At 73.3% G+C, this 18,813-nt stretch carries 14 protein-coding genes and 2 pseudogenes; 8 read left to right on the top strand and 8 right to left on the bottom strand.

The features are described from left to right. The first annotated feature begins 23 nt into the window (after positions 1-23). The 4 genes from D455_RS0121700 to D455_RS0121685 are packed head-to-tail and all read left to right on the top strand — an operon-like array spanning position 24 to position 3,589. The gene (locus tag D455_RS0121700; RefSeq protein WP_017572790.1) at positions 24-941 is read left to right on the top strand and encodes an ABC transporter ATP-binding protein; all 918 of its coding nucleotides are present in this window, start codon (positions 24-26) and stop codon (positions 939-941) included. A 41-nt stretch (positions 942-982) separates the two neighbouring features. Continuing rightward, a complete protein-coding gene (locus tag D455_RS0121695) occupies positions 983-1,684 on the top strand; it encodes an ABC transporter permease (protein WP_017572789.1) in 702 nt (233 codons plus the stop codon). Positions 1,685-1,686: 2 nt separating this feature from the next. Then, on the top strand, positions 1,687-2,955 hold the full coding sequence (locus D455_RS0121690; protein ID WP_017572788.1) for a sensor histidine kinase: 1,269 nt from the start codon (positions 1,687-1,689) through the stop codon (positions 2,953-2,955). Beyond that, positions 2,948-3,589, top strand: coding sequence for a response regulator (locus D455_RS0121685; protein ID WP_017572787.1), 642 nt, complete (start codon positions 2,948-2,950; stop codon positions 3,587-3,589). Before D455_RS0121690 ends, D455_RS0121685 begins: the two co-directional genes overlap by 8 nt. Positions 3,590-3,657: 68 nt before the next feature. Here the strand turns inward: D455_RS0121685 and D455_RS0121680 are convergent, their stop codons facing one another. From D455_RS0121680 to D455_RS0121665, 4 genes and pseudogenes are all read right to left on the bottom strand, one after another. Next, the gene (locus D455_RS0121680) at positions 3,658-4,332 is read right to left on the bottom strand and encodes an enoyl-CoA hydratase-related protein (protein ID WP_017572786.1); all 675 of its coding nucleotides are present in this window, start codon (positions 4,330-4,332) and stop codon (positions 3,658-3,660) included. A 297-nt stretch (positions 4,333-4,629) separates the two neighbouring features. Then, positions 4,630-5,761: pseudogene (locus tag D455_RS31285) on the bottom strand (UDP-N-acetylglucosamine--N-acetylmuramyl-(pentapeptide) pyrophosphoryl-undecaprenol N-acetylglucosamine transferase). A 231-nt stretch (positions 5,762-5,992) separates the two neighbouring features. Further along, positions 5,993-6,760: an enoyl-CoA hydratase/isomerase family protein gene (locus tag D455_RS0121670; RefSeq protein WP_017572782.1), complete on the bottom strand. Its 768-nt coding sequence runs from the start codon at positions 6,758-6,760 to the stop codon at positions 5,993-5,995. 180 nt (positions 6,761-6,940) lie between these two features. Further along, positions 6,941-8,908 carry a M3 family metallopeptidase gene (locus tag D455_RS0121665; RefSeq protein WP_017572781.1) on the bottom strand — a complete coding sequence of 656 codons (1,968 nt, stop codon included), beginning with the start codon at positions 8,906-8,908 and terminating at the stop codon, positions 6,941-6,943. Between the two features lie 443 nt (positions 8,909-9,351). Here D455_RS0121665 and D455_RS0121660 point away from each other — a divergent pair, with 443 nt between their 5' ends. Then, positions 9,352-9,822 (top strand): hypothetical protein, encoded by a 471-nt coding sequence (locus tag D455_RS0121660; RefSeq protein ID WP_017572780.1) that lies wholly within the window; start codon positions 9,352-9,354, stop codon positions 9,820-9,822. A gap of 291 nt (positions 9,823-10,113) precedes the next feature. Beyond that, positions 10,114-10,341: a hypothetical protein gene (locus tag D455_RS0121655; RefSeq protein WP_017572779.1), complete on the top strand. Its 228-nt coding sequence runs from the start codon at positions 10,114-10,116 to the stop codon at positions 10,339-10,341. 344 nt (positions 10,342-10,685) lie between these two features. Here D455_RS0121655 and D455_RS0121650 read toward each other — a convergent pair whose 3' ends face one another. Next, positions 10,686-11,789, bottom strand: a complete 1,104-nt coding sequence (locus tag D455_RS0121650; protein WP_152487131.1) for a helix-turn-helix domain-containing protein — start codon at positions 11,787-11,789, stop codon at positions 10,686-10,688. Between the two features lie 369 nt (positions 11,790-12,158). On the opposite strand from D455_RS0121650, the gene D455_RS0121645 reads away from it, so the two are divergent. After that, positions 12,159-13,445: a M20 family metallo-hydrolase gene (locus D455_RS0121645; protein WP_017572777.1), complete on the top strand. Its 1,287-nt coding sequence runs from the start codon at positions 12,159-12,161 to the stop codon at positions 13,443-13,445. A gap of 189 nt (positions 13,446-13,634) precedes the next feature. Here D455_RS0121645 and D455_RS0121640 read toward each other — a convergent pair whose 3' ends face one another. Further along, positions 13,635-14,969 carry an MFS transporter gene (locus D455_RS0121640; RefSeq protein ID WP_017572776.1) on the bottom strand — a complete coding sequence of 445 codons (1,335 nt, stop codon included), beginning with the start codon at positions 14,967-14,969 and terminating at the stop codon, positions 13,635-13,637. A gap of 113 nt (positions 14,970-15,082) precedes the next feature. After that, a complete protein-coding gene (locus D455_RS0121635; protein ID WP_026122858.1) occupies positions 15,083-16,717 on the bottom strand; it encodes an amidohydrolase in 1,635 nt (544 codons plus the stop codon). Positions 16,718-17,272: 555 nt separating this feature from the next. Here D455_RS0121635 and D455_RS0121630 point away from each other — a divergent pair. Beyond that, positions 17,273-18,208 carry a GntR family transcriptional regulator gene (locus D455_RS0121630; RefSeq protein WP_026122857.1) on the top strand — a complete coding sequence of 312 codons (936 nt, stop codon included), beginning with the start codon at positions 17,273-17,275 and terminating at the stop codon, positions 18,206-18,208. Positions 18,209-18,479: 271 nt separating this feature from the next. Here D455_RS0121630 and D455_RS31280 read toward each other — a convergent pair. After that, positions 18,480-18,813: pseudogene (locus D455_RS31280) on the bottom strand (aconitate hydratase AcnA); the annotation flags it as partial.

Genomic DNA, 18,813 nt, shown 5'->3' with positions numbered 1-18,813 from the left:
GCCCGCGGGCCAGGCTTGTGGACATGGCAGTCATCGACGTCACCGACCTCAGCAAGAGGTACGACGACCACCTCGTCCTGGACCGGGTGTCCTTCTCCGTGGAGGAGGGCGAGGTCTTCGGCGTCCTCGGCCCCAACGGCGCGGGCAAGACCACGCTCGTGGAGTGCGTGGAGGGCCTGCGCCGCCCCGACGCGGGAACGGTCCGCGTCCTGGGGCTCGATCCGCTCCGGCAGAGCCCTGAACTGCGCGAGCGCGTCGGCGTGCAGCTCCAGGAGACCAAGCTCCCCGAGAACATCAGGGTCTGGGAGGCCCTGGACCTGTACGCCTCCTTCTACGCCAGACCCCGCGACTGGCGGAGGCTGCTGGAGGAGTGGGGACTGGCCGACAAGCGCGACGCGCGCTTCGGCAAGCTCTCCGGCGGCCAGCAGCAGCGGTTGTTCATCGCCCTGGCCCTGGTGGGCGACCCGCGCGTGGCCTTCCTCGACGAACTCACCACCGGACTCGACCCGCAGGCCCGCCGGGCCACCTGGGAACTGGTCAGGCGGATCCGCGCGAGCGGCGTGACCGTGGTGCTGGTCAGCCACTTCATGGACGAGGTGGAGGAACTGTGCGACCGGGTCGCGATCCTGGACCGGGGGAGGGTCGTGGCCCTCGACAGCCCGGCGGGGCTGATCGAGGGCGTCGACGCCGAGCACCAGGTGCGGTTCCGGCTGACCGACCGGGAGGGCACCGACCCGGTCGGCCTGCTGGGCGGCCTTCCCGGCGTGTCCGGCGTGACCGCCACCGGTGACGAGGTCCTGGTGACGGGCAGGGGCGACTTCGCCAACGCCGTCACCGCCGCCCTGGCCCGCGAGCACGTCCTGGTCTCGGACCTGCGCATCGACAGGAGCACCCTGGACGACGCCTTCGTCGCCCTGACCGGCCGCTCCCTCCAGACCTGAGCCCGGCACCCGAACCCCGACCGCCCGAGGACACCGCATCCATGAACACCCTCGTCAAACTCACCACCGTCGAGACCAAACTGCTCACACGCGAGCCCGGATCCGTGTTCACCCTGCTCATCCCCCTCTTCATCCTCGTGGTCTTCGGCAGGTCGATCACCGAGGGCGACACCGTCCTGCTGCCGATGGCGCTGACCATCGCCATCGGGCTCGTGGGGCTGTACACGCTGCCCACCACCCTGGCCACCTACCGGGAGCGGGGCATCCTGCGCAGGCTCTCCGTCACGCCCGTGCGCCCGGGGAACATGCTCGCCGTGCAGCTGCTGCTCCAGCTCGTGCTCACCGTGGCCACGACCGGGCTGCTGATCGGCGTGGGGGTGGGCGTCCTCGGCGCCCACATGCCCCGGGTGCTCCCGATCCTGGCGGCCTTCCTGCTCGGCACGGCCGCCATGCTCGCCGTCGGTCTGCTCATCGCCTCCCTCGCCCCGAACGGGCGTTCCGCCAACGGCGTGGGCGTGCTGCTGTACTTCCCGATGGCCTATCTGGCCGGAATCATGCAGCCCCCGGACCGGATGCCCGCTATGGTGGCCCGGATCGGGGAGTACACCCCGTTGGGCGCTCTGAGGCAGAGCTTCCACGACGTCTGGTCCGGCACGGGCCCCCAGCCGACGCTGCTGGTCGTCATGGCCGCGTACGCCGTGGTCCTCAGCCTCGTCGCGGCCAGGTTCTTTCGCTGGGAGTGACCATGCGGACGGCTCCGGAACAGCCGCTGGGCCTTCGGGAACGGCGCGTGCACCGCCTCGTGGCGATCGCGCCCTACCTCCTGCTGCTCGTCTCCACGGCCCTGGCCCTGCTCACCGGGGACGGGGCCGCGGGCCATCGCCTGGAGACGTCGGCTCTGGCCGCCCTCGCCGCCGCCCTGGTGTGGACCGTGACCGGCCTGTACCCCGAGTGGGCCTCGCGCCCGGGCCTCATGGCCGCCTACGTCGCCTGCCTGGTGGTCCTCCTCGCGCTGCTGAGCGCGCACAGCGTCTGGTTCGCGGGCTTCTTCGCCTTCACCTGCTACGTCCACTCCTGGTGGCTCCTGCGGGGCGCGTGGCGCTACGCCGGGGTGACCGCCACCGCCGCCGTCTCCATCACCGCCTTCATGGGCGGGCCGCCCGACCCCACCCCGTCGTCGGTCCTGCTCCACCTCGTCTTCGTCGCCGCCATCGTCGCCCTGGTCAGCGTGTTCAGCCGCTTCGGGGAGATCACGGCGGAGCGCAGCGCCGAACGCGAGCGCATGGTGGAGCGGTTGCGGGAGAGCATCCGGGAGAACGAGGGCCTGCACGCCCAGCTGCTGCTCCAGGCGCGGGAGGCCGGGGTCCACGACGAACGCCAGCGCATGGCGCGGGAGATCCACGACACCCTCGCCCAGGGGCTGGCGGGCATCATCACCCAGCTCCAGGCCGCCGAGCGGAGCCGGGACGACGACCCGTCCGCGTGGCGCGCGCGGGTCGCCAACGCCACGCGGCTGGCACGGGAGAACCTCGACGAGGCGCGCAGGTCCGTGCACGCGCTGGGATCGGCGCACCTGGAGGCGGCTCCGCTGCACGAGGCCCTGTCCGAGGTCACCTCGGAGTGGGCGTCCCTGCACGCGGTCCGCGCCGGGTTCACCGTGACCGGCACGGCCCGGCCGCTGCGCGCGGAGGCCGAGGCGGTCCTGCTGCGCACCGCGCAGGAGGCGCTGGCCAACGTCGCCAAGCACGCGGGGGCCGGCCGGGTCGTGGTGACCCTGTCCTACATGGAGGACGCGGTCACCCTGGACGTACGCGACGACGGCAGGGGATTCACCCCGGGGAACGGAGGTTCCGGGGGCGTGGGCGGCCCTGACGGCGGCGGGTTCGGGCTGACGTCGATGCGGCAGCGTGTGGCCCGCGTGGCGGGCACCCTGGAGATCGAGTCCGAACCCGGTGCCGGGACGGCGGTCAGCGCCTCCGTCCCCGCCCCCGCGAGGGAGGTCCCCGGTGAGTGAGTCCCCCGTCCGGCTGCTGATCGCCGACGACCACCCGGTCGTGCGCGACGGCATCCGCGGCCTGTTCGGCGGCGAGCCGGGGTTCGAGGTGGTCGGCGAGGCGGGCGACGGCGCACGGGCCGTCGAGCTCGCGCGGGTGCTGGAGCCCGACGTGGTCCTCATGGACCTGCGCATGCCCGGAACGGGCGGCGTGGCCGCGATCCGGGAGCTGGTCCGGCTGGGCGTGCCCTCCCGCGTCCTGGTGCTGACCACCTACGCCACCGACAGCGACGTGGGCCCGGCCGTCGAGGCCGGGGCCACCGGATACCTCCTCAAGGACGCCCTGCCCGAGGAGCTGATGCGCGCCGTGCGGATGGCCGCGCGCGGGGAGTCCGTGCTCTCCCCGACCGTGGCCACCCGGCTGCTGGGGCGCGTGCGGTCGCCCGGGACGCCCCTGAGCGACCGGGAGCTGGAGATCCTGCGCCTCATCGCCCGGGGTTCCACCAACCGCGAGGCGGCGGCGTGCCTGTTCATCAGCGAGGCCACGGTCAAGACCCACGTGCTGCACGTGTACGGCAAGCTCGGGGTGAACGACCGGGCGGCGGCCGTGGCGGAGGGGTTCCGGCGCGGGCTGCTCACCCCGGAGGACGACTGAGCCGGAGCACCGGCCCCGGGACGGCCACGGCTCGGGCGGGCCGTGGCCGTCCCGGTCGGGCGCGGGCCTCAGCCGACGGGCGCGTTCCGGTCGCGCAGGGTCTCCAGCGCGGAGGCGTACATGCGGGCCTTGATCGTGCCCAGGGTGGGGGTGGCCGCCTTGGCCGCCTGGGCGCGGGCGATCTCCACGGCGGTCGGGCGCACGGCCTCCTCCTCCACCGCGTGGTCGACGATCTCGGCGGCCAGGGCGTCGTGGCCGCCGTAGCGACGGGCGGTGGTCATGGCCTCGTGCGCGGTCCGCGGGGACAGCCGGGACTGGATGAGCGCGGACATGCCGGGGGTGAAGGGGATGTTGATGTCGGCCTCGGGCAGGCACCAGAAGCCGCGGTCGGCGCGCATGACGCGGAAGTCGTGGGCCAGGGAGAACATCGCGCCCGCGGCGAAGGTGTGCCCCTGGAGGGCGGCCACGGTGATCACCGGCAGGGACAGCGTCCGCGCCAGGAGTTCGTGGACGGAGGTGACGTAGTCCTGGTAGCGGTCGGCGTTGGCCATCAGCCACTCCAGGTCCAGGCCGTTGGAGTAGATCTTGCCGCTGGCGGCGGTCACCAGGGCCCGCGGCCCCTCCGCGTTCTCCACCTCCTCCAGCGCGGTGTTGACGGAGGCGATCCAGTCGGGGTGGAAGCGGTTCTCGCCGTCTCCGAGGTCGAGGACGAAGACGTCGTCGTGGCGGTCGAGCGTGGGCATGGCGGTTCCTTCGGTGTGGTGGGGACCGGGCGGTCGCGGCCGTCGACCGCCCGACCATGGATTACCCGTGAGTAACTTATGGTGGTGGCGCGGCCCGCGCAACCCGGCGCCGGCGCCCCCACCCCGTGGACGCCCTGGACACACCCCGTGGGCTGACCGGATTCGCTGCCGGTGTGGCTGGAGTGCTCCCACCCCCAACGATCTTGTACTCATAGCGAGGTTGGAGCGCCGAGACTCGCTACAAGTACAAGATCAGCGCGGGCCGGGGCGGGCCGGTGGGCCCCTTCGGTCACCGCGCTAACCGCGGGCCGCGGACAGCAGCACGTCGACCAGCCGGTCGGCGGCGTCGGGCCGCCCGTGCTCGCGGGCCCGCTCCGCGATGTCCATGCGCAGCCGCCGGTCGGTCAGCAGCGGCTCCACCGCCCCCTGGAGCCGCTGCGCCGTGACCTCCTCCAACAGGGCCACCGCGGCGCCCGAATCCTGGAGGTGGCGGGCGTTGTGCCGCTGCTCGTCCCCCGCGGAGGAGGCGAGCGGAACCAGTACGGCGGCCTTGCCCAGCGCGGTCAGCTCCGCGATCGTCCCGGCCCCGCTGCGGGAGACCACCACGTCGGCCAGCGCCAGCACGTCGGGGAGCTCCGAACCGACGAAGTCCGTCAGGTGGTACCTCTCGGCGAGGCCCGGCGGGAGGTCCGCCGCGCCGTGGCGCAGCGCCTCCACGTTCGCCCTGCCGCACTGGTGGACGNACCAGCCACGGCAGGATCTCGCGGACCGTGCCGTTGATCTGCGCCGACCCCTGGGCCCCGCCCGTGACGTACACGGTGGGCAGCGAGGCGTCGTACCCGGCGAACCCGAGCCCCTTGGCCGCCATGTCGGCCCGCCCGGTCAGCACCTCGGGGCGCACGGGGTTGCCGGTGATCGCGGCCCGGGCACGCGCGGACTCCGGGAGCAGCTGGGTCGTGGACGGGGAGGACACCGCGACACGGGCCGCCACACGGGCCAGGACCTTGTTGGCCAGCCCCAGGCGGACCGTCTGCTCGTGCACCACGAGGGGGCGTCGGCACATCCCGGCGGCCAGGCCCACCGGAACCGCCACGTAGCCGCCGGTGGCCAGCACCACGTCGGGCGCGAAGTCCGAGACCAGCGCGCGGGCCTGCGCGACGCCTCTGGGCACGTTGCCCATGTCCTTGATGTTGGCCTTGGAGATGAGCTTGAGCGGGTTCCTCGCACGCCGGAGCTTGCCGGTGGCGACGGGCGCGAAGGCGATCCCGTTGTCCGCCGCGACCCGGGACTCCAGGCTGTCCGCCGTGCCCACCCACAGCACGTCCAGCCCGCCGCCGGCCTCCGCCAGCCGGTCCCGGAGCGCGCGGACGGCGGTGAGGGCGGGATAGGTGTGTCCGCCTGTCCCCCCTCCGGTCACGATCAGACGCATGTTCTGAGGGGAGAGGTTGCCGCTGTTCACGTTGTTCCCATCTGGTGGCCCCGAGGCGGGGCGGAAAGAAGCTCTCGACAAGGGGTGCGCGGACGGGCGACGCGGCGCCCGTGCCGCACTCCCCCAGCACCGTAGCCGCCGGGGAACCCGTTCCAGAACGGGCCCCGGGCCACTGCGACGGGATCCACACCCGGGGCCGGTCCGGCGCGTCCGCCGACGCGGGCGGTCCGGCTACTCGCCGGTGAAGGTGGGACGGGTCCGGGCCAGGGACGCGGCGACCCCGGCCTCGCTGTCCTTCGTGCCGAGCAGCCTGGTCTGCTCGACGATCTCCCGTTCCAGGGCCGAGGGAAGCGCGGCGAGCAGGTCCGAACGGAGCGTGGACTTCATCGAGCGCACCGCCAGCGGGGCGGAGGCGGCGATGCGGTGGGCGTGGTCCACGGCCGCCTGCCGGAGCGCGTCCTCGTCCACCAGCAGGTCGGCCAGACCGATGGCGTGGGCCTCGGTGCCCGTCACCCGGCGCGCGGTGTAGAACATGTCGGCGGCCTTCTGCCGCCCGACGATCGCGGGCAGGGACACCGTCAGCCCGAACCCCTGGTGCAGGCCCAGGAGCCCGAAGTTGGCGTGGAAGCGGCTGGAGGGCGCCGCCACCCGGAAGTCCGCCGCGCAGGCCAGGCCCAGCCCTCCGCCCACCGCCGCGCCCTGGACGGCGGCGACCACGGGCACCGGGAGGGCGAACAGGCGCCGCGCCTCGCCGTAGACGGCGCCGAGGGTGTGGACCGGGGAGTCGCCGACCCCGCCCGCCCCGAAGTCCACCCCGGCGCAGAAGTTCCTCCCCTCCGAGCACAGCACGAGGGCGCGGCAGTCCCCGGAGTCGGCCAACTCCTCGGCGGTGTCCGCGAGTTCCCCGAGGACACCGTGGTCGAAGTGGTTGTGGGGTGGCCGGTGGATCTCCAGGACACCGACGTGCCCGTCGACGCGGACGGACAGTTCCTCGCTCATCGGACGCCTTCCAGGATCGCTCGGGACTGACGGGCGACGAGGCTATCGGGCACCGCCCCACCTGCGGACGTCCGCCCTCCCCGGAAAGCGGGGCGGCCCGCTCCGGAGGCGGAGCGGGCCGCACGCGGTCCGCCGTCGGGGACACCGCGCGGACGCGGTCAGGCGGGGGTCACACGGCGGTCAGTCCAGGCCCCGGCGGGCCAGCAGGGGCTCCATCCGGGGCTCCCGGCCCAGGAAGTCGCGGACCGCCTCCATGGGGTCCACACCGCCGCCCACGGACAGCACCCTCTCCCGGAAGCGGTCCCCGCCCTCCCGGCTGAGGCCGCCGTTCTCGGTGAACCACTCCACGCTCTCGGCGTCCAGCACCTCGCTCCACACGTACGAGTAGTAACCCGCGCTGTAGTCGTTGGAGAACACGTGCATGAAGTACGTGGTCCGGTAGCGTGGCCCCACCAGGGGGTGGAGCGCGCCGACGGCCTCCAGGGCCCGCGCCTCGAAGGAGGCGGGGTCCGCCACGGTCTCCCCGGGCGCCAGGCGGTGCCACGACCAGTCCAGGAGCGCCGCGGCCAGGTACTCCAGGGTCGCGAAGCCCTGGTTGAACCGGCGGGCGGCGGTCAACCGCTCCACGAGCTCCTCGGGCACCGGCTCGCCGGTCTCGTGGTGCCGGGCGTAGTGGGCCAGGACCTCCGGCCAGACCGCCCACATCTCGTTGACCTGGGAGGGGAACTCCACGAAGTCGCGCGGCACGTTCGTACCCTGCACGCGCGGGAACCGCACGGCCGACAGCAGCCCGTGCAGGGCGTGGCCGAACTCGTGGAAGGCCGTCTCCACCTCGTCGAACGTGAGCAGCGTGGGGCCGGACGCGGGCTTGGTGATGTTGAGGTTGTTCACCACCACGGGCTTCTCGTCCAGGAGGAAGGACTGGTCGACCAGGTTGTGCATCCACGCGCCGCCGCGTTTGGTCGGCCTCGCGTACGGGTCGAGCAGGAACAGCCCGAGGGGCGAGCCGTCCCCGTCGAACACCTCCCACACCCGCACGTCGTCGTGGTAGCCCCGCAGGTCGGTCCGCTCGGTGAACGTGATGCCGTACAGCAGGGTCGCCGCGTGGAACACGCCGTCCTCGACCACCCTGCCGAGCTCGAAGTAGGGGCGCAGCACGCCGTCGTCGAAGTCGTAGCGCGCCCTGCGCACCCGTTCGGCGTAGAAGGGCCAGTCCCACGGTTCGATGTCGTGTCCGGCGTACTCGGCCAGCTCACGGGCCTCCCGCTCGACGTTGCGCCGGGCGGGTCCGACCAGCTGCCGGAGCCGCTCCTCGACCGCGTCGACGGTTCCCGCGGTCTGGTCGGCGACCTTGTACGCCGCGTGGTCGGGGTAGCCGAGCAGCCCGGCCCGCTCGGCGCGCAGCGCCGCCATACGCGCGGCGATGCCGAGGTTCTCCGGTGCGCGCTCCACGCTGAGGGTGTGCAGCCGTTCGCGCGTGGCGCGGTTGGTGAGCTGGGCCAGCGCGGGCTGCACGGTGGTGTTCAGCAGGGGCAGGACGTACTCCCCGTCCCGCTCGATCGCGCGGAGCTGGGCCTCGTCCAGTCCGTCGAGGTCGGAGGCGTCGCTGGTGACGAGGGCGGCCTCGCTGGTGGCCCGGACCAGGTTGCGCGCGAACTCCGTGCCGAGTTCGGCGAGCTCGGTGTTGAGCTCCCGCAGCCGGGCCTGCTCGTCGTCTCCCAGGTCGGCGCCCGCCTTGACGAAGTCGAGGCGGTACCGCTCCAGCAGCCGGGCCTCCCGCGGGTCGGAGGTGGTGACCCGCCGCACGCGCGCCCACAGGTCGCGGTTGAGCGAGATGGCGTCCCTGTGCCGCGCGGACCTGGGCGCGATCTCCCGTTCGATCTCCTGGATGCCGTCGGTGGCGTCGGAACCGGCCAGGGTGTGCAGCACGGTCTCCACCCGGTCGAGGAGCGCGCCGGAGCGCTCCAGCGCCGCGATGGTGTTGTCGAAGGTCGCGGGCGCCGGGTCGTGGACGATCGCGTCCACCTCGGCGAGGTGCTGGGCCACGCCCTCCTCGAAGGCGGGCAGGAAGTGCTCCTCGCGGATCGCCGCGAAGTCGGGGAGCCGGTAGGGGAGTTCGCTGGGGGTCAGGAACGGGTTGTCGGTCAAGGATCGTACTCCCTCGTTCGTCGGTGCCGACCACGCTCCCCCGCGGTCCTGTCGCGGCGGAACCCTCGTGGCGTCCCGGGATGCTCGTGCCGTTCTACCATCCCGGAACCGGCCCGGAGCGCGTCCGGAAACCGGACCGGGACGCTCCGGCCGCGGCCCCACCCCTGGCCGGGCTCGTGGGATCATGGGAGAGGAGACGGCCCTGCCGATGGGGCCGACCATGGTCACCTCGCGCTCGTCCCGCCGCGCCCCTCCCGCGTCCTCGCGCGAGGGGGCCGGTCACGCGGGACGACGCCGGCCCGGAGGCGGACACCAAGGGCCGAGCCCCGGTCGTCACCCGGTGCGTCCGCGCGAATCTCTCCAGAGAGGGCGCACGGGGTACACACGGTCATCGGACAAGTGGGTAGGAGGGTGACGAGCCGCAACAGACACCGGAGGCTGAGATGACGCAGGGTATCGGCGACCCGGAGCCGATCGTACGCGCGTTGACCGCTCTGGGGCTTTCCCCCGTGTTCGATCCGCAGCACCGCGACGGGGGCGCCCGTTCCGAGGACGTACCCGCACTGGCACAGAGCCTGATCGCCGCGGCCGAGATCCAGGCCGGACCCGAACCGGTACGGGGCCGCGACGGTCCACCGAGCGCCTGGGCCCACGCGGTGCAGGATCCCAAGGTGGCCCAGGCGCTGATCTACCGCAGGATGGAACGGACCGTGGGCGACTGGCAGTGGGCCACCGACGAGGCGCCCTCCCCTCCGGGTGCGGCGGCGGAGGCGGCGATGTACGCGGCGCACGCGCTCATCGCCGTGCACTCCGCCGACGACCCCGAGCACGCCGGGGCCGCCATGGACGAGGCCGAGGAGGCCCTGTGGGCCGCCATCGTGCTGGTGCGCGGTTCCCGCCCCGAGGCCGCATGACGCGCTGCCCGCCCTCATTGGCAGGTTTCGGCGGGACCAAAATTCCTATTGAGGCTTCAGGCTGTGCCCACCGCCCCGGGCACGGCCCCCCGACAGGGGCGTGCACCGTCCGCACAGTTCAACGACCTCTCTGAAGAACTTCCCCCCGGTACACCGCCCACCTCCCCCGGAGTGCGAAGCCCCCCGAAACGGACACTCCAATGTTTACCGTTCCGTTATGGGGAATGAACCCGGCAGCCAGACGGAGCACCATCCCGTCCGCGGGAGGAGTCCAAGCAGGGAAGAGGAAGCATGCGGATCACCCAGCCGAGCATGAAGCGCATCAAGCTGGTCGTCCCCGACACCGTCGACTTCGTCGGCATCCGCGACCTCGACGGAACCTTCACCAAGGTGGCCTCACCCAGAAAGAACTACCGGTTCAAGCGCGAGAACGCCTCCTTCGAGTTCGCCTCCACCGGCCGGACGGTCGACGAGGACGGCGACCGGGCCGAGGTGTTCACGGCTGTCCGCGTGAACTGACGGCGCCCCACCCGCCTCCCCTGACCCATCAACCCACGGAGGACCCACCGGGCGGCCCGGGACTCCCTCCCGGGCCGCCCGTACTCCGCGAGCCCCTTGCCTCCGCTGGGGGGTGTTGTTCTGTGTGCTTTTCGTCCCTGTCGGCGGAGCCGGCACCCCGCGAGCGGCCCATGCCCCCGCTGTTCCCTGCCTCGCGGGCTCGGCGGCATCGCGCAGCGGGGCCCGACCATCCCTCGCGGGACGTGGCGCGCGGCCCGGTTGGCCGTGCGGGCGTCACCGGCGCGGCGGGAGGCGGTCCGGGGCCGCGAGCACGGAACGAGCCAAAGAACACGACCTGGGGCCCCTCATCCGTGTTCGGCCCGCTCGCGGACCGGGAAGAGGACCAGGGCCTGCGCGGCCTCGGCGGGGACGGTCAGGTCCAGGCCCGTGGTCTCACGGAACGCCTGGAGCCGGTTGACCACCGTGTTCCGGTGGCAGTACAGGGACTCGGCGGTCGCCTTGACCGATCCCGTGGCGGCGTAGTGGGTCAGCGTCTCCAGCAGCCGCGCCCGACTGTCCGGGTCGAGCCCTTCGAAGCGTTCGACGCGGTCGCGGCCGAAGCCGGGGAGCAGGCCGCGCAACTGGTCGCGGGCGATGGCGGACCAGGCGTCCTCCTCCCGGACGAACCCACCGCCGGTGTCGGCGTAGCCGGACAGGACGCGGGCCGCGTCGACGGAGGCGGGGACCGCGGCCAGCCCGCGCACCCGCGTGACCAGGCCCCCGGAGACCTGCGGGAACAGGTCCGGCCACGGCGTGCGTCCGGCCTCGCGCACCAGGGCGACACCGTCGTCGAACTCCCACGCCAGGCCTCCGCCGCGCTCCCCCGCGCGGACCACGGACCGCTGTTCCGGGAACGGCGCGACGAAGGCCACGTCGAAGGTCCCGTGCTCGGGGAGCCCCACGGTGCCCGCCACCTCGGACGCCACGACGGCGGCCCGGTCCCCGGAGTTGAGCAGCCGGGAGAACGCCTGGGCCACCGCGGCGCGGGAGTCGCGTTCCAGGACGGCCCGCTCCTCCAGGAAGGCGGCCTGCACGTCGCTGATGTACTGCTCGACCGTGGTGAGGATCTCCTCGGCGTGCAGCACGAGGATCTGTGAGACCTCGGCCCCGCCCGCGCGCACCAGACCCGCCCAGAGCACGCGGAAGTCGAGCCGGACCGCCTCCAGCAGGCGTTCGCGCGCCACTCCCTGGCGGGCCCGGCGCACGCCCAGGCGGGTGGGGAGGTCGCGCAGGTGATCCGGTAGGGGAACCCCGGCGATCCGCCGGGTGAGCATGTCGAACGTCTCCGTCGCGCTCTGGCGCAGATCGGACGCGGGAACCACGCCGTCGGTGTAGTAGCCCAGGGCCTCCAGGCGCTGGAGGAAGTCCTCGACGAGGTCCTCCTGTTGCTCGGCGAGCAGCTCGACCATGCCCGCCCAGGAGCGGGGCTCGTTCGCGGACGGTGCCTCCCCGGCCTCCCGGGGCTCCCGGGGCTCCCGGTTCACCACGGCCGCCTCCCTCCGTGCGTCTCGACGGTGTCCGACGCGCGACACCGAGTCTATGTGCACATGCACATTATCGGGGAGGAATCTTGTGTGGATGACGATTGAGCGGCGCGGGGAGGCCCCGCGAGGATGGACGTGACCCGCGCCCGCCCCACACGGCCCGGCCGCAGGGTCCGTACCGACCCCGATGGAGGGCCGCCCGCACCGGCCACCCGAGGCGACCGGCCGTCAGCCGCGCCCGGCCCTCCGTGCGCCGGGGTCCGGTCGACATCCACGACCCTAAGGAACACCGCCATGACCGCACACGAACAGGGCGCGCCGTCGGCCGACGCCCGCTTCCTGGAGGACTTCCGGACCATGAGCGCCTTCGGCGCCACGCCGTCGGGGGGTGTGGACCGGCAGGCCGCCACCGAGCCCGACGTCGCCCAGCGCCGCTGGTTGGAGGAACTCCTGCGCGAACGGGGGCTGCGGGTGGTCTACGACCGCGTGGGCAACCAGTTCGGCCTGCTGGAGCGTGTGCCGGGAGCCCCCTACGTGGTCGTCGGCTCGCACATGGACTCCCAGCCCACGGCCGGGCGCTACGACGGGGCCTACGGAGTGCTGGCCGCCGCCCACGCCGTCTTCCGGATCGCCGAGCAGGACGCCGCCGGAGCCTCCGAGCCCGTGTACAACCTCGCGGTCGTGAACTGGTTCAACGAGGAGGGCTCGCGCTTCACGCCCTCCATGATGGGCAGCGCCGTCTACACGGGCGTCCTCCCCCTGGAGACGGCGCTGGCCTCGCGTGACTCCGCCGGGGTCACGGTGGCCGAGGCCCTGGCCCCGACGGGCTTCCTGGGGGACGGTGACGGCCCCGAGGCCGCCTTCTGCGCCGAGATCCACGTCGAGCAGGGGCGCGTCCTGGAGGAGTCCTCCACCACGATCGGCCTGGTCAGCGCCACCTGGGCCGCACGCAAGTACGCGATCACCGTCCACGGGGAGCAGGCCCACTCGGGGGCGACCGTGATGGCCGACCGCCGCGACGCCCTCGTGGGCGCCTCCATGCTGGTCGTCGCCGCCCGTGAGCTGGCCGACCGGTTCCCCGGGGTGCTGCACACGGCCGTGGGCCGGCTCGACGTCTACCCGAACTCGCCGGTGGTCGTGCCCTCGCGCGCCGAACTGCTGCTCGACCTGAGGTCACACGACGAGGAGGTGCTCGCCGAGGCCGACCGGCTGTTCCAGGAACAGGTCGCCCGCGTCGAGGCGGCGGCCTCCGTCACCGTCGAGCAGACCCTCTCCCACGCCTGGGACGTCAACCCCTACCAGCCCGAGGGCGTGGCCCTGGCCCGCGCCAGCGCCGAGGGCCTGGGGCTGAGCAGCGGCGAGGTCATGACCGTGGCCGGACACGACTCGACCAACATGAAGGAGCGCGTGCCCACGGTCATGCTCTTCGTCCCCTCGGTCGAGGGCGTGTCCCACAACGAGGGCGAGTACACCGAGGACTCCGACCTGGTCGCGGGCCTGGCGGTGCTCACCGACGTGGTCCGGCGGCTCGGTGCGGGCGAGCTGGCCGCCAGCGGGACCCACACGCCCGGACGCGCGTGAGCGCACCGCCCTCCGCCTGAACCGGAGGGCACCCGCGGGGCCCGTGCGACGTGCGCGGGCCCCGCGGTGCGTCCGGGGCGCGCCGTGCCGGGCGACGCGCTGTGTGACCGGTGGGCGCGCCCCGGAACACGGAACGGGCGGGGCCGGACAACCAGGTCCGGCCCCGCCCGTGCGGAGCTCACGGGAGCGTCAGCGCACCACCACGTCGTCCCGGACGCGCAGCCGCTCGCCGTAGAAACCGCCGGCCGCGGTGATCAGGGCGATCAGCATGAACAGCGCCGAGGCCACCCAGGACCGGCCGTTCGCGCTGTCCAGCAGGGCCGTCGCGACGAACGGCAGGAAGCCGCTCAGGGCGCCGGCCAGGTTGTAGGCCAGCGCGACGCCGCTGTAGCGCAGGTTCGCCGGGAACAGCTCGGTGAGCAGCGCACCGGAGACCGCGTAGCTGATGGACAGGATCCCCACGCCCGCGGCCACCGCCAGCACCACGAGCACCGGCGAGGTGGTGTCGATCAACCAGAACACCGGGAAGGCCGCCACCGCGGTGGCGAGACCGCCCCACATCGTGACGCGCCCGGGGCCGAGCTTCTCGGCGAGGCGGCCGACGTAGATGATCACACCGATCTGCACCACCGCGGCGACCAGGGTGGCGTTCACCATGAGGCCGCGCGACAGCCCGAGGGTGCCCGTGCCGTAGCTGATGGCGAACGTCGTCATGATGTAGAAGCCACCGACGCCCAGCAGGGCGGACCCGATCGCGACGATGAGCCTGCCCCACGCGTGGCGGAACACGTCGACCGCGGGGACCTTGGAGCGCGCCTCCTGCTTCTCCATCTCCTCGAAGACCGGCGACTCCTCCACCTTGCGGCGGATGTAGACCGCGACCAGCAGCAGCGGGAACGCCGCCAGGAACGGCAGGCGCCAGCCCCAGGAGTCGAACTGCTCGGTGGGCAGGAGCAGGACCAGCGCGAAGGCCCCCGAGGAGAGCAGGGTGCCCACGGGCGACCCGATCTGCGGCAGCGCGGCGTAGCGCCCGCGCTTCTCCGGCGGAGCGTGCTCGACGGCGATGGTCACCGCGCCGCCCCACTCGCCGCCGACCGCGACGCCCTGCACGAGCCTGAGCAGGGCCAGCAGCAGCGGAGCGGCGATGCCGATCGCGGCGAAGTCGGGCAGTACACCGATGAGGCCGGTGGCCGCACCGATGGAGACCACGGTGATCAGCAGCGCTGGTCGCCGCCCGATCCGGTCGCCCATCCAGCCGAACAGCACCGCGCCGAGCGGACGCGCGACGAACCCGACGCCGAAGGTGGCGAACGCGGCCAGGGTGGCGGCCGTGGCGTCCAGCGTCGTGAAGTACAGCCGGTTGAAGACGATCGCGGCGGCGGTGCCGAAGAGGAAGTAGTCGTACCACTCCAGGGCGGTGCCGACGAAGGCGGCGAAAGCGATCCGGCCCGCCTCGCGACCGCTCACCACCGGTCCGCCCCCGGTCGGGCGCTCCTCGGTCGCCTCGGGGTCGAGGTCACTCATCGTTGGTCTCTCCTATTCGCTGTCCGCGCCTGCGACGACGCGGCGTTCAGGGGATGGGGCTGAGCCGGGCGGATGGCCGCCCGGCTCAGCCCGTCGGGACGGGCCGGGCCGGTTCAGGCCAGGCCGTCGAGGTTCTCCGCGCCGTACACGCACTCTCCGCCGACGAGGGTCGCCAGGACGCGGATCGTGCCGATGCCCTCCCCGGCGGTGTCCACGGGATCCCGGTCCAGGACCACCAGGTCGGCGAGCTTGCCGGGGGTCAGGCTGCCCCTGCGGTGCTCGTCGTGGCTGGCCCAGGCCGCGTCGATGGTGTAGGCCCGGAGGGCCTGCTGGGCGCTGACGCGCTCGTCGGCGGCCAGGACCGCCCCCGAGCTGGTCGCGCGTTCCACCATCGACTCCATACCCAGGAGCGGGGCCCCCGGGGCGACCGGCCGGTCCGAGCTGCCGGGGACGCGCAGCCCGTGGTCGAGGAAGGACCGGTGCCGGTAGAGCCAGGGCACGCGGTCCGGACCCACGGCGGCGGCCATGCCGTCGCCCAGGGCGTACAGGAACCGGGGCTGGGGCACGGGGACCAGCCCCGCCTCGGCGATGCGGGGCAGCTGGTCCGGGCGCACCACGCCCGCGTGCTCGACGCGGTGGCGGACGTCGGGGCGCGGAAACGCCCGCTGCGCCTCGGTGAACGCCTCAAGGGCGACGTCGACGGCGTCGTCGCCGATGGCGTGCGCGGCCACGCGCCATCCGGCCCGGTGGGCGGCGACGACGAGCGCGCGCATCTCTTCCGGTGAGTTCTGGTACACGCCGTGGCCGTGCCCGCAGAGCGGTTCGCTGACGGCGGCGGTGTGGCCGATGAGGGACCCGTCGAGCCAGATCTTCATCGGCCCCAGGCGCAGCCGGTCGTCGCCGAACCCGGTGCGCAGCCCCAGGTCGATACCGGCTCCGGCGCCGTCGTCGGCGTGCCCGTCCAACGGGTGCATGTTGTCGGCGGCGACCATGAGCTCGACCCGGGTGAGCAGCGCGCCGCGGTCGCGGGCGAGCTGGTAGGCCGCGGCCTCGACCGGGGTGCGGCCGATCAGCCCGCGTCCGATGCCCGCCTCGACGACGTGGGTGAGGCCCTCGGAGGCGTAGACGCGGGAGGCGCGGGCGAGCGCGTCGGCGAGTTCGGCCACCGGGTAGGGCATGACCAGCGCGGTCACCATCTCCTGCGCGCGCTCCTGGAGCAGGCCGGTGGGGACGCCCGCGCCGTCGCGGACGATCACTCCCCCGTCCGGGTCGGCCACCGACGCGGTGTCGGCCCCGACCTGGCGCAGCACCGCGCTGCTGACGGTGCACATGTGCCCGGAGCGGTGCTTGAGCCAGACGGGGCGGCCTCCCCCGGCCCGGTCGAGGCCGTGGCGGTCGGGGTGGGCGCCGAGCAGGGCGTCGTCGTAGCCGGAGCCGACGATCCACGCCCCCTCCGGCAGTGCCGAGGCCGCGCGGGCGACCGCGTCGTGGAGGCCGTCCAGGGTGGACACCGTCTCCAGCTCCAGCTCGGAGAGGGACTGGCCGAACCACGCCATGTGGTTGTGCGCGTCCCCGAAACCGGGGACGATCACGGCGCCGCCGCAGTCGACCGTGGTCCGCGCGGGCAGGTCGGCGACGTCCTCGTCCAGGCCGAGGACGCGCCCGGCCACGATGCCGAGGGCCGTGGCGAGGGGGCGTTCGTCGTCGACCGTGCGGATGCGGGCGTTGGTCAGTTTGAGGTCGAGCATGCTGGAGGCGTTCTCCGTGGAGCGGTTCGGACGGCTGCGGCCCAGGCGGGGCGCGCGGCCGGACGGACCGGGCGTGCCCACGCGGGTGTTCGGCGGTGGGTGTGGGGCCGCCAGCGCCGTGGAGGGCGCACGCGGTCCCGCCCCGACCGCACACTTCACGCAGTCCTCACCTGGGGTTTCATCCCAGGTTGCAGCAACTGTGAACTGGCGAACAATGGCGATTCGCAACGGATTGGGCAGAGGGCGGTAGGCATGTGCACAACGGCGGCCCCGTACGCGACATCCCCGAAACACGCGCGTCATACACCGTGATCCGGGCGGTGACGTATCCCACGGCCGCGCCCGGGACGGGGCGGCTCGGGCTGAGCGCTCCGGCTCGGACCCCTCCACGGTCTCGCGCACCGACGCGGTCGCCCGTTCCAGCGGGTGGTCGACCACCCGGGCGTCGCCGTACACGAGCAGACCGGCCCCGGAGACGGAACCGGTGCCGGGAACCCGTAGGAGCGCGGATTCCCGGCATCATGGAGACGACGGAGCCGACGGACAGGGATGTGGATGACCGGGGCAGTGGATTCGGGGACCAGAAGGGGTGCGGACGGCCGCGCCTCCGCACTCGCGCTCTCGCTCGCGACCCAGATCAGCGAACTGGCGCGCACGGGGGACCTGGACGAGGGCGCGCACCTGACCGAGCAGTGGATCGCCGACAGGCTCCAGGTGTCTCGGTCCCCGGTGCGGCGCGCGCTCGGGCTGCTGGACGAGATGGGCATCGTCCGCCACGTGCCGAACAGGGGCTACTTCCTGGCGCGTTCGGGCCGCGAGCTGGCCTCCGCGGACCCGACGCCGGAGCGGGAGGAGGACCTCTACTTCCGCTTGGTGGACGACTTCCTCAGCGGCGGGCTCGACCGGGAGTTCACGGCTGCGGAGACGGCGCGCCGTCACGGCGTCGCGGCGCGCCACGTCCAGCAGGTGCTGGTCCGGATGGAGGCCGAGGACCTGGTGCGGCGGCGGCCGGGCCGGGGCTGGGAGTTCCAGGAGGTGCTGTCCACCGCGGAGGGCCACGACCACAGCTACCGGTTCCGGATGATCGTCGAACCCGCCGCGCTGCTGGAGCCCGGGTTCGCGGTGGACGCCGCTGCCTTCGCCGCCCACCGCGAACGCCAGGAGGGCCTCCTGCGGGGAAGGGCGCTCTCGTCCGCGCGCGCGACCCTCTTCCAGACGGGAGCCGAGTTTCACGAGATGCTCGTGGGGTGCGCGAACAACCCGGTCCTGCTCGACGCGGTACGTCGGCAGAACCGGGTGCGCAGGCTCATCGAGTACCGGCACCAGGTCGACCGCACACGCATGGTGCACCAGGCCCGCGAGCACCTGCTGCTCCTGGACCTGCTGGAGGAGGGGCGGACCGAGGAGGCCTCCCGGGCCCTGCACACGCACCTGGACCGGGTCCGGTGGATCAAGACCGGCATCGGCGAGGAACCGCCCGTCCTCCTGTGACGGTCGCGGAGGGATGGCTCCCGAGGTGAAACTGGCCCGGGACGCCCGCCCTCCCATGGTTGGTGCGGCGACCGAAAAGGTTCACCGACGCGCCCCGTTCGCGCTTTCGGGGTTGGAGCGCTCTCGTCACACCGGCGACGTGTTCGGCCGCCCACTGGTGGACGGCCGCAACCGGCCGAGGCTGTCCGTCCGGTGACGCGGGGCCGAGCCCGCGTGGACCGACACCCTCGACCGTGCGGGGTTCCGGCCGATCCCCCCGGCGGGAAGGGCCTCAGGCGGGAGAGGGGCCACCGGCCAAGCGCCGTGCCACGTAGGGCATCGTGCCCCCGTGGCGCAGGTAGGCGACCTCGTGCCCGGAGTCGAGGCGGAGCAGGACGGTGTGCTCGCGTACGCTCCCGTCGTCCCCGGCGACCCTGAGGACGAGCGGCGTCACACCGATCCCTATCCCCTCCAGACCGAGGACGGTCAGGCGCTGACTCCCGTCCAGGCCCAGGTCGGCCGCGCCCGCCCCCTCCGGGAACAGCAGGGGCAGGACCCCCATGCCGATGAGGTTGCTGCGGTGGATGCGCTCGAAGCTCTCCGCGATCACCGCCCGCACGCCCAGC

It is taken from the genome of Nocardiopsis halotolerans DSM 44410 (assembly GCF_000341065.1).
Taxonomy (GTDB): domain Bacteria; phylum Actinomycetota; class Actinomycetes; order Streptosporangiales; family Streptosporangiaceae; genus Nocardiopsis; species Nocardiopsis halotolerans.
Note: the sequence above shows the minus strand (reverse complement) of the source record. Positions and strands in the feature narration are given on the sequence as shown.

What these genes read in the sequence shown, in the direction of transcription:
- D455_RS0121700 (WP_017572790.1), top strand. Translation starts at nt 24, where the DNA reads ATGGCAGTCATCGACGTCACCGACCTCAGCAAGAGGTACGACGACCAC.
- D455_RS0121695 (WP_017572789.1), top strand. Translation starts at nt 983, where the DNA reads ATGAACACCCTCGTCAAACTCACCACCGTCGAGACCAAACTGCTCACA.
- D455_RS0121690 (WP_017572788.1), top strand. Translation starts at nt 1,687, where the DNA reads ATGCGGACGGCTCCGGAACAGCCGCTGGGCCTTCGGGAACGGCGCGTG.
- D455_RS0121680 (WP_017572786.1), bottom strand. Translation starts at nt 4,332, where the DNA reads ATGCCCACGCTCGACCGCCACGACGACGTCTTCGTCCTCGACCTCGGA.
- D455_RS0121670 (WP_017572782.1), bottom strand. Translation starts at nt 6,760, where the DNA reads ATGAGCGAGGAACTGTCCGTCCGCGTCGACGGGCACGTCGGTGTCCTG.
- D455_RS0121660 (WP_017572780.1), top strand. Translation starts at nt 9,352, where the DNA reads ATGACGCAGGGTATCGGCGACCCGGAGCCGATCGTACGCGCGTTGACC.
- D455_RS0121655 (WP_017572779.1), top strand. Translation starts at nt 10,114, where the DNA reads ATGCGGATCACCCAGCCGAGCATGAAGCGCATCAAGCTGGTCGTCCCC.
- D455_RS0121650 (WP_152487131.1), bottom strand. Translation starts at nt 11,789, where the DNA reads ATGGTCGAGCTGCTCGCCGAGCAACAGGAGGACCTCGTCGAGGACTTC.
- D455_RS0121645 (WP_017572777.1), top strand. Translation starts at nt 12,159, where the DNA reads ATGACCGCACACGAACAGGGCGCGCCGTCGGCCGACGCCCGCTTCCTG.
- D455_RS0121640 (WP_017572776.1), bottom strand. Translation starts at nt 14,969, where the DNA reads ATGAGTGACCTCGACCCCGAGGCGACCGAGGAGCGCCCGACCGGGGGC.
- D455_RS0121635 (WP_026122858.1), bottom strand. Translation starts at nt 16,717, where the DNA reads ATGCTCGACCTCAAACTGACCAACGCCCGCATCCGCACGGTCGACGAC.
- D455_RS0121630 (WP_026122857.1), top strand. Translation starts at nt 17,273, where the DNA reads ATGACCGGGGCAGTGGATTCGGGGACCAGAAGGGGTGCGGACGGCCGC.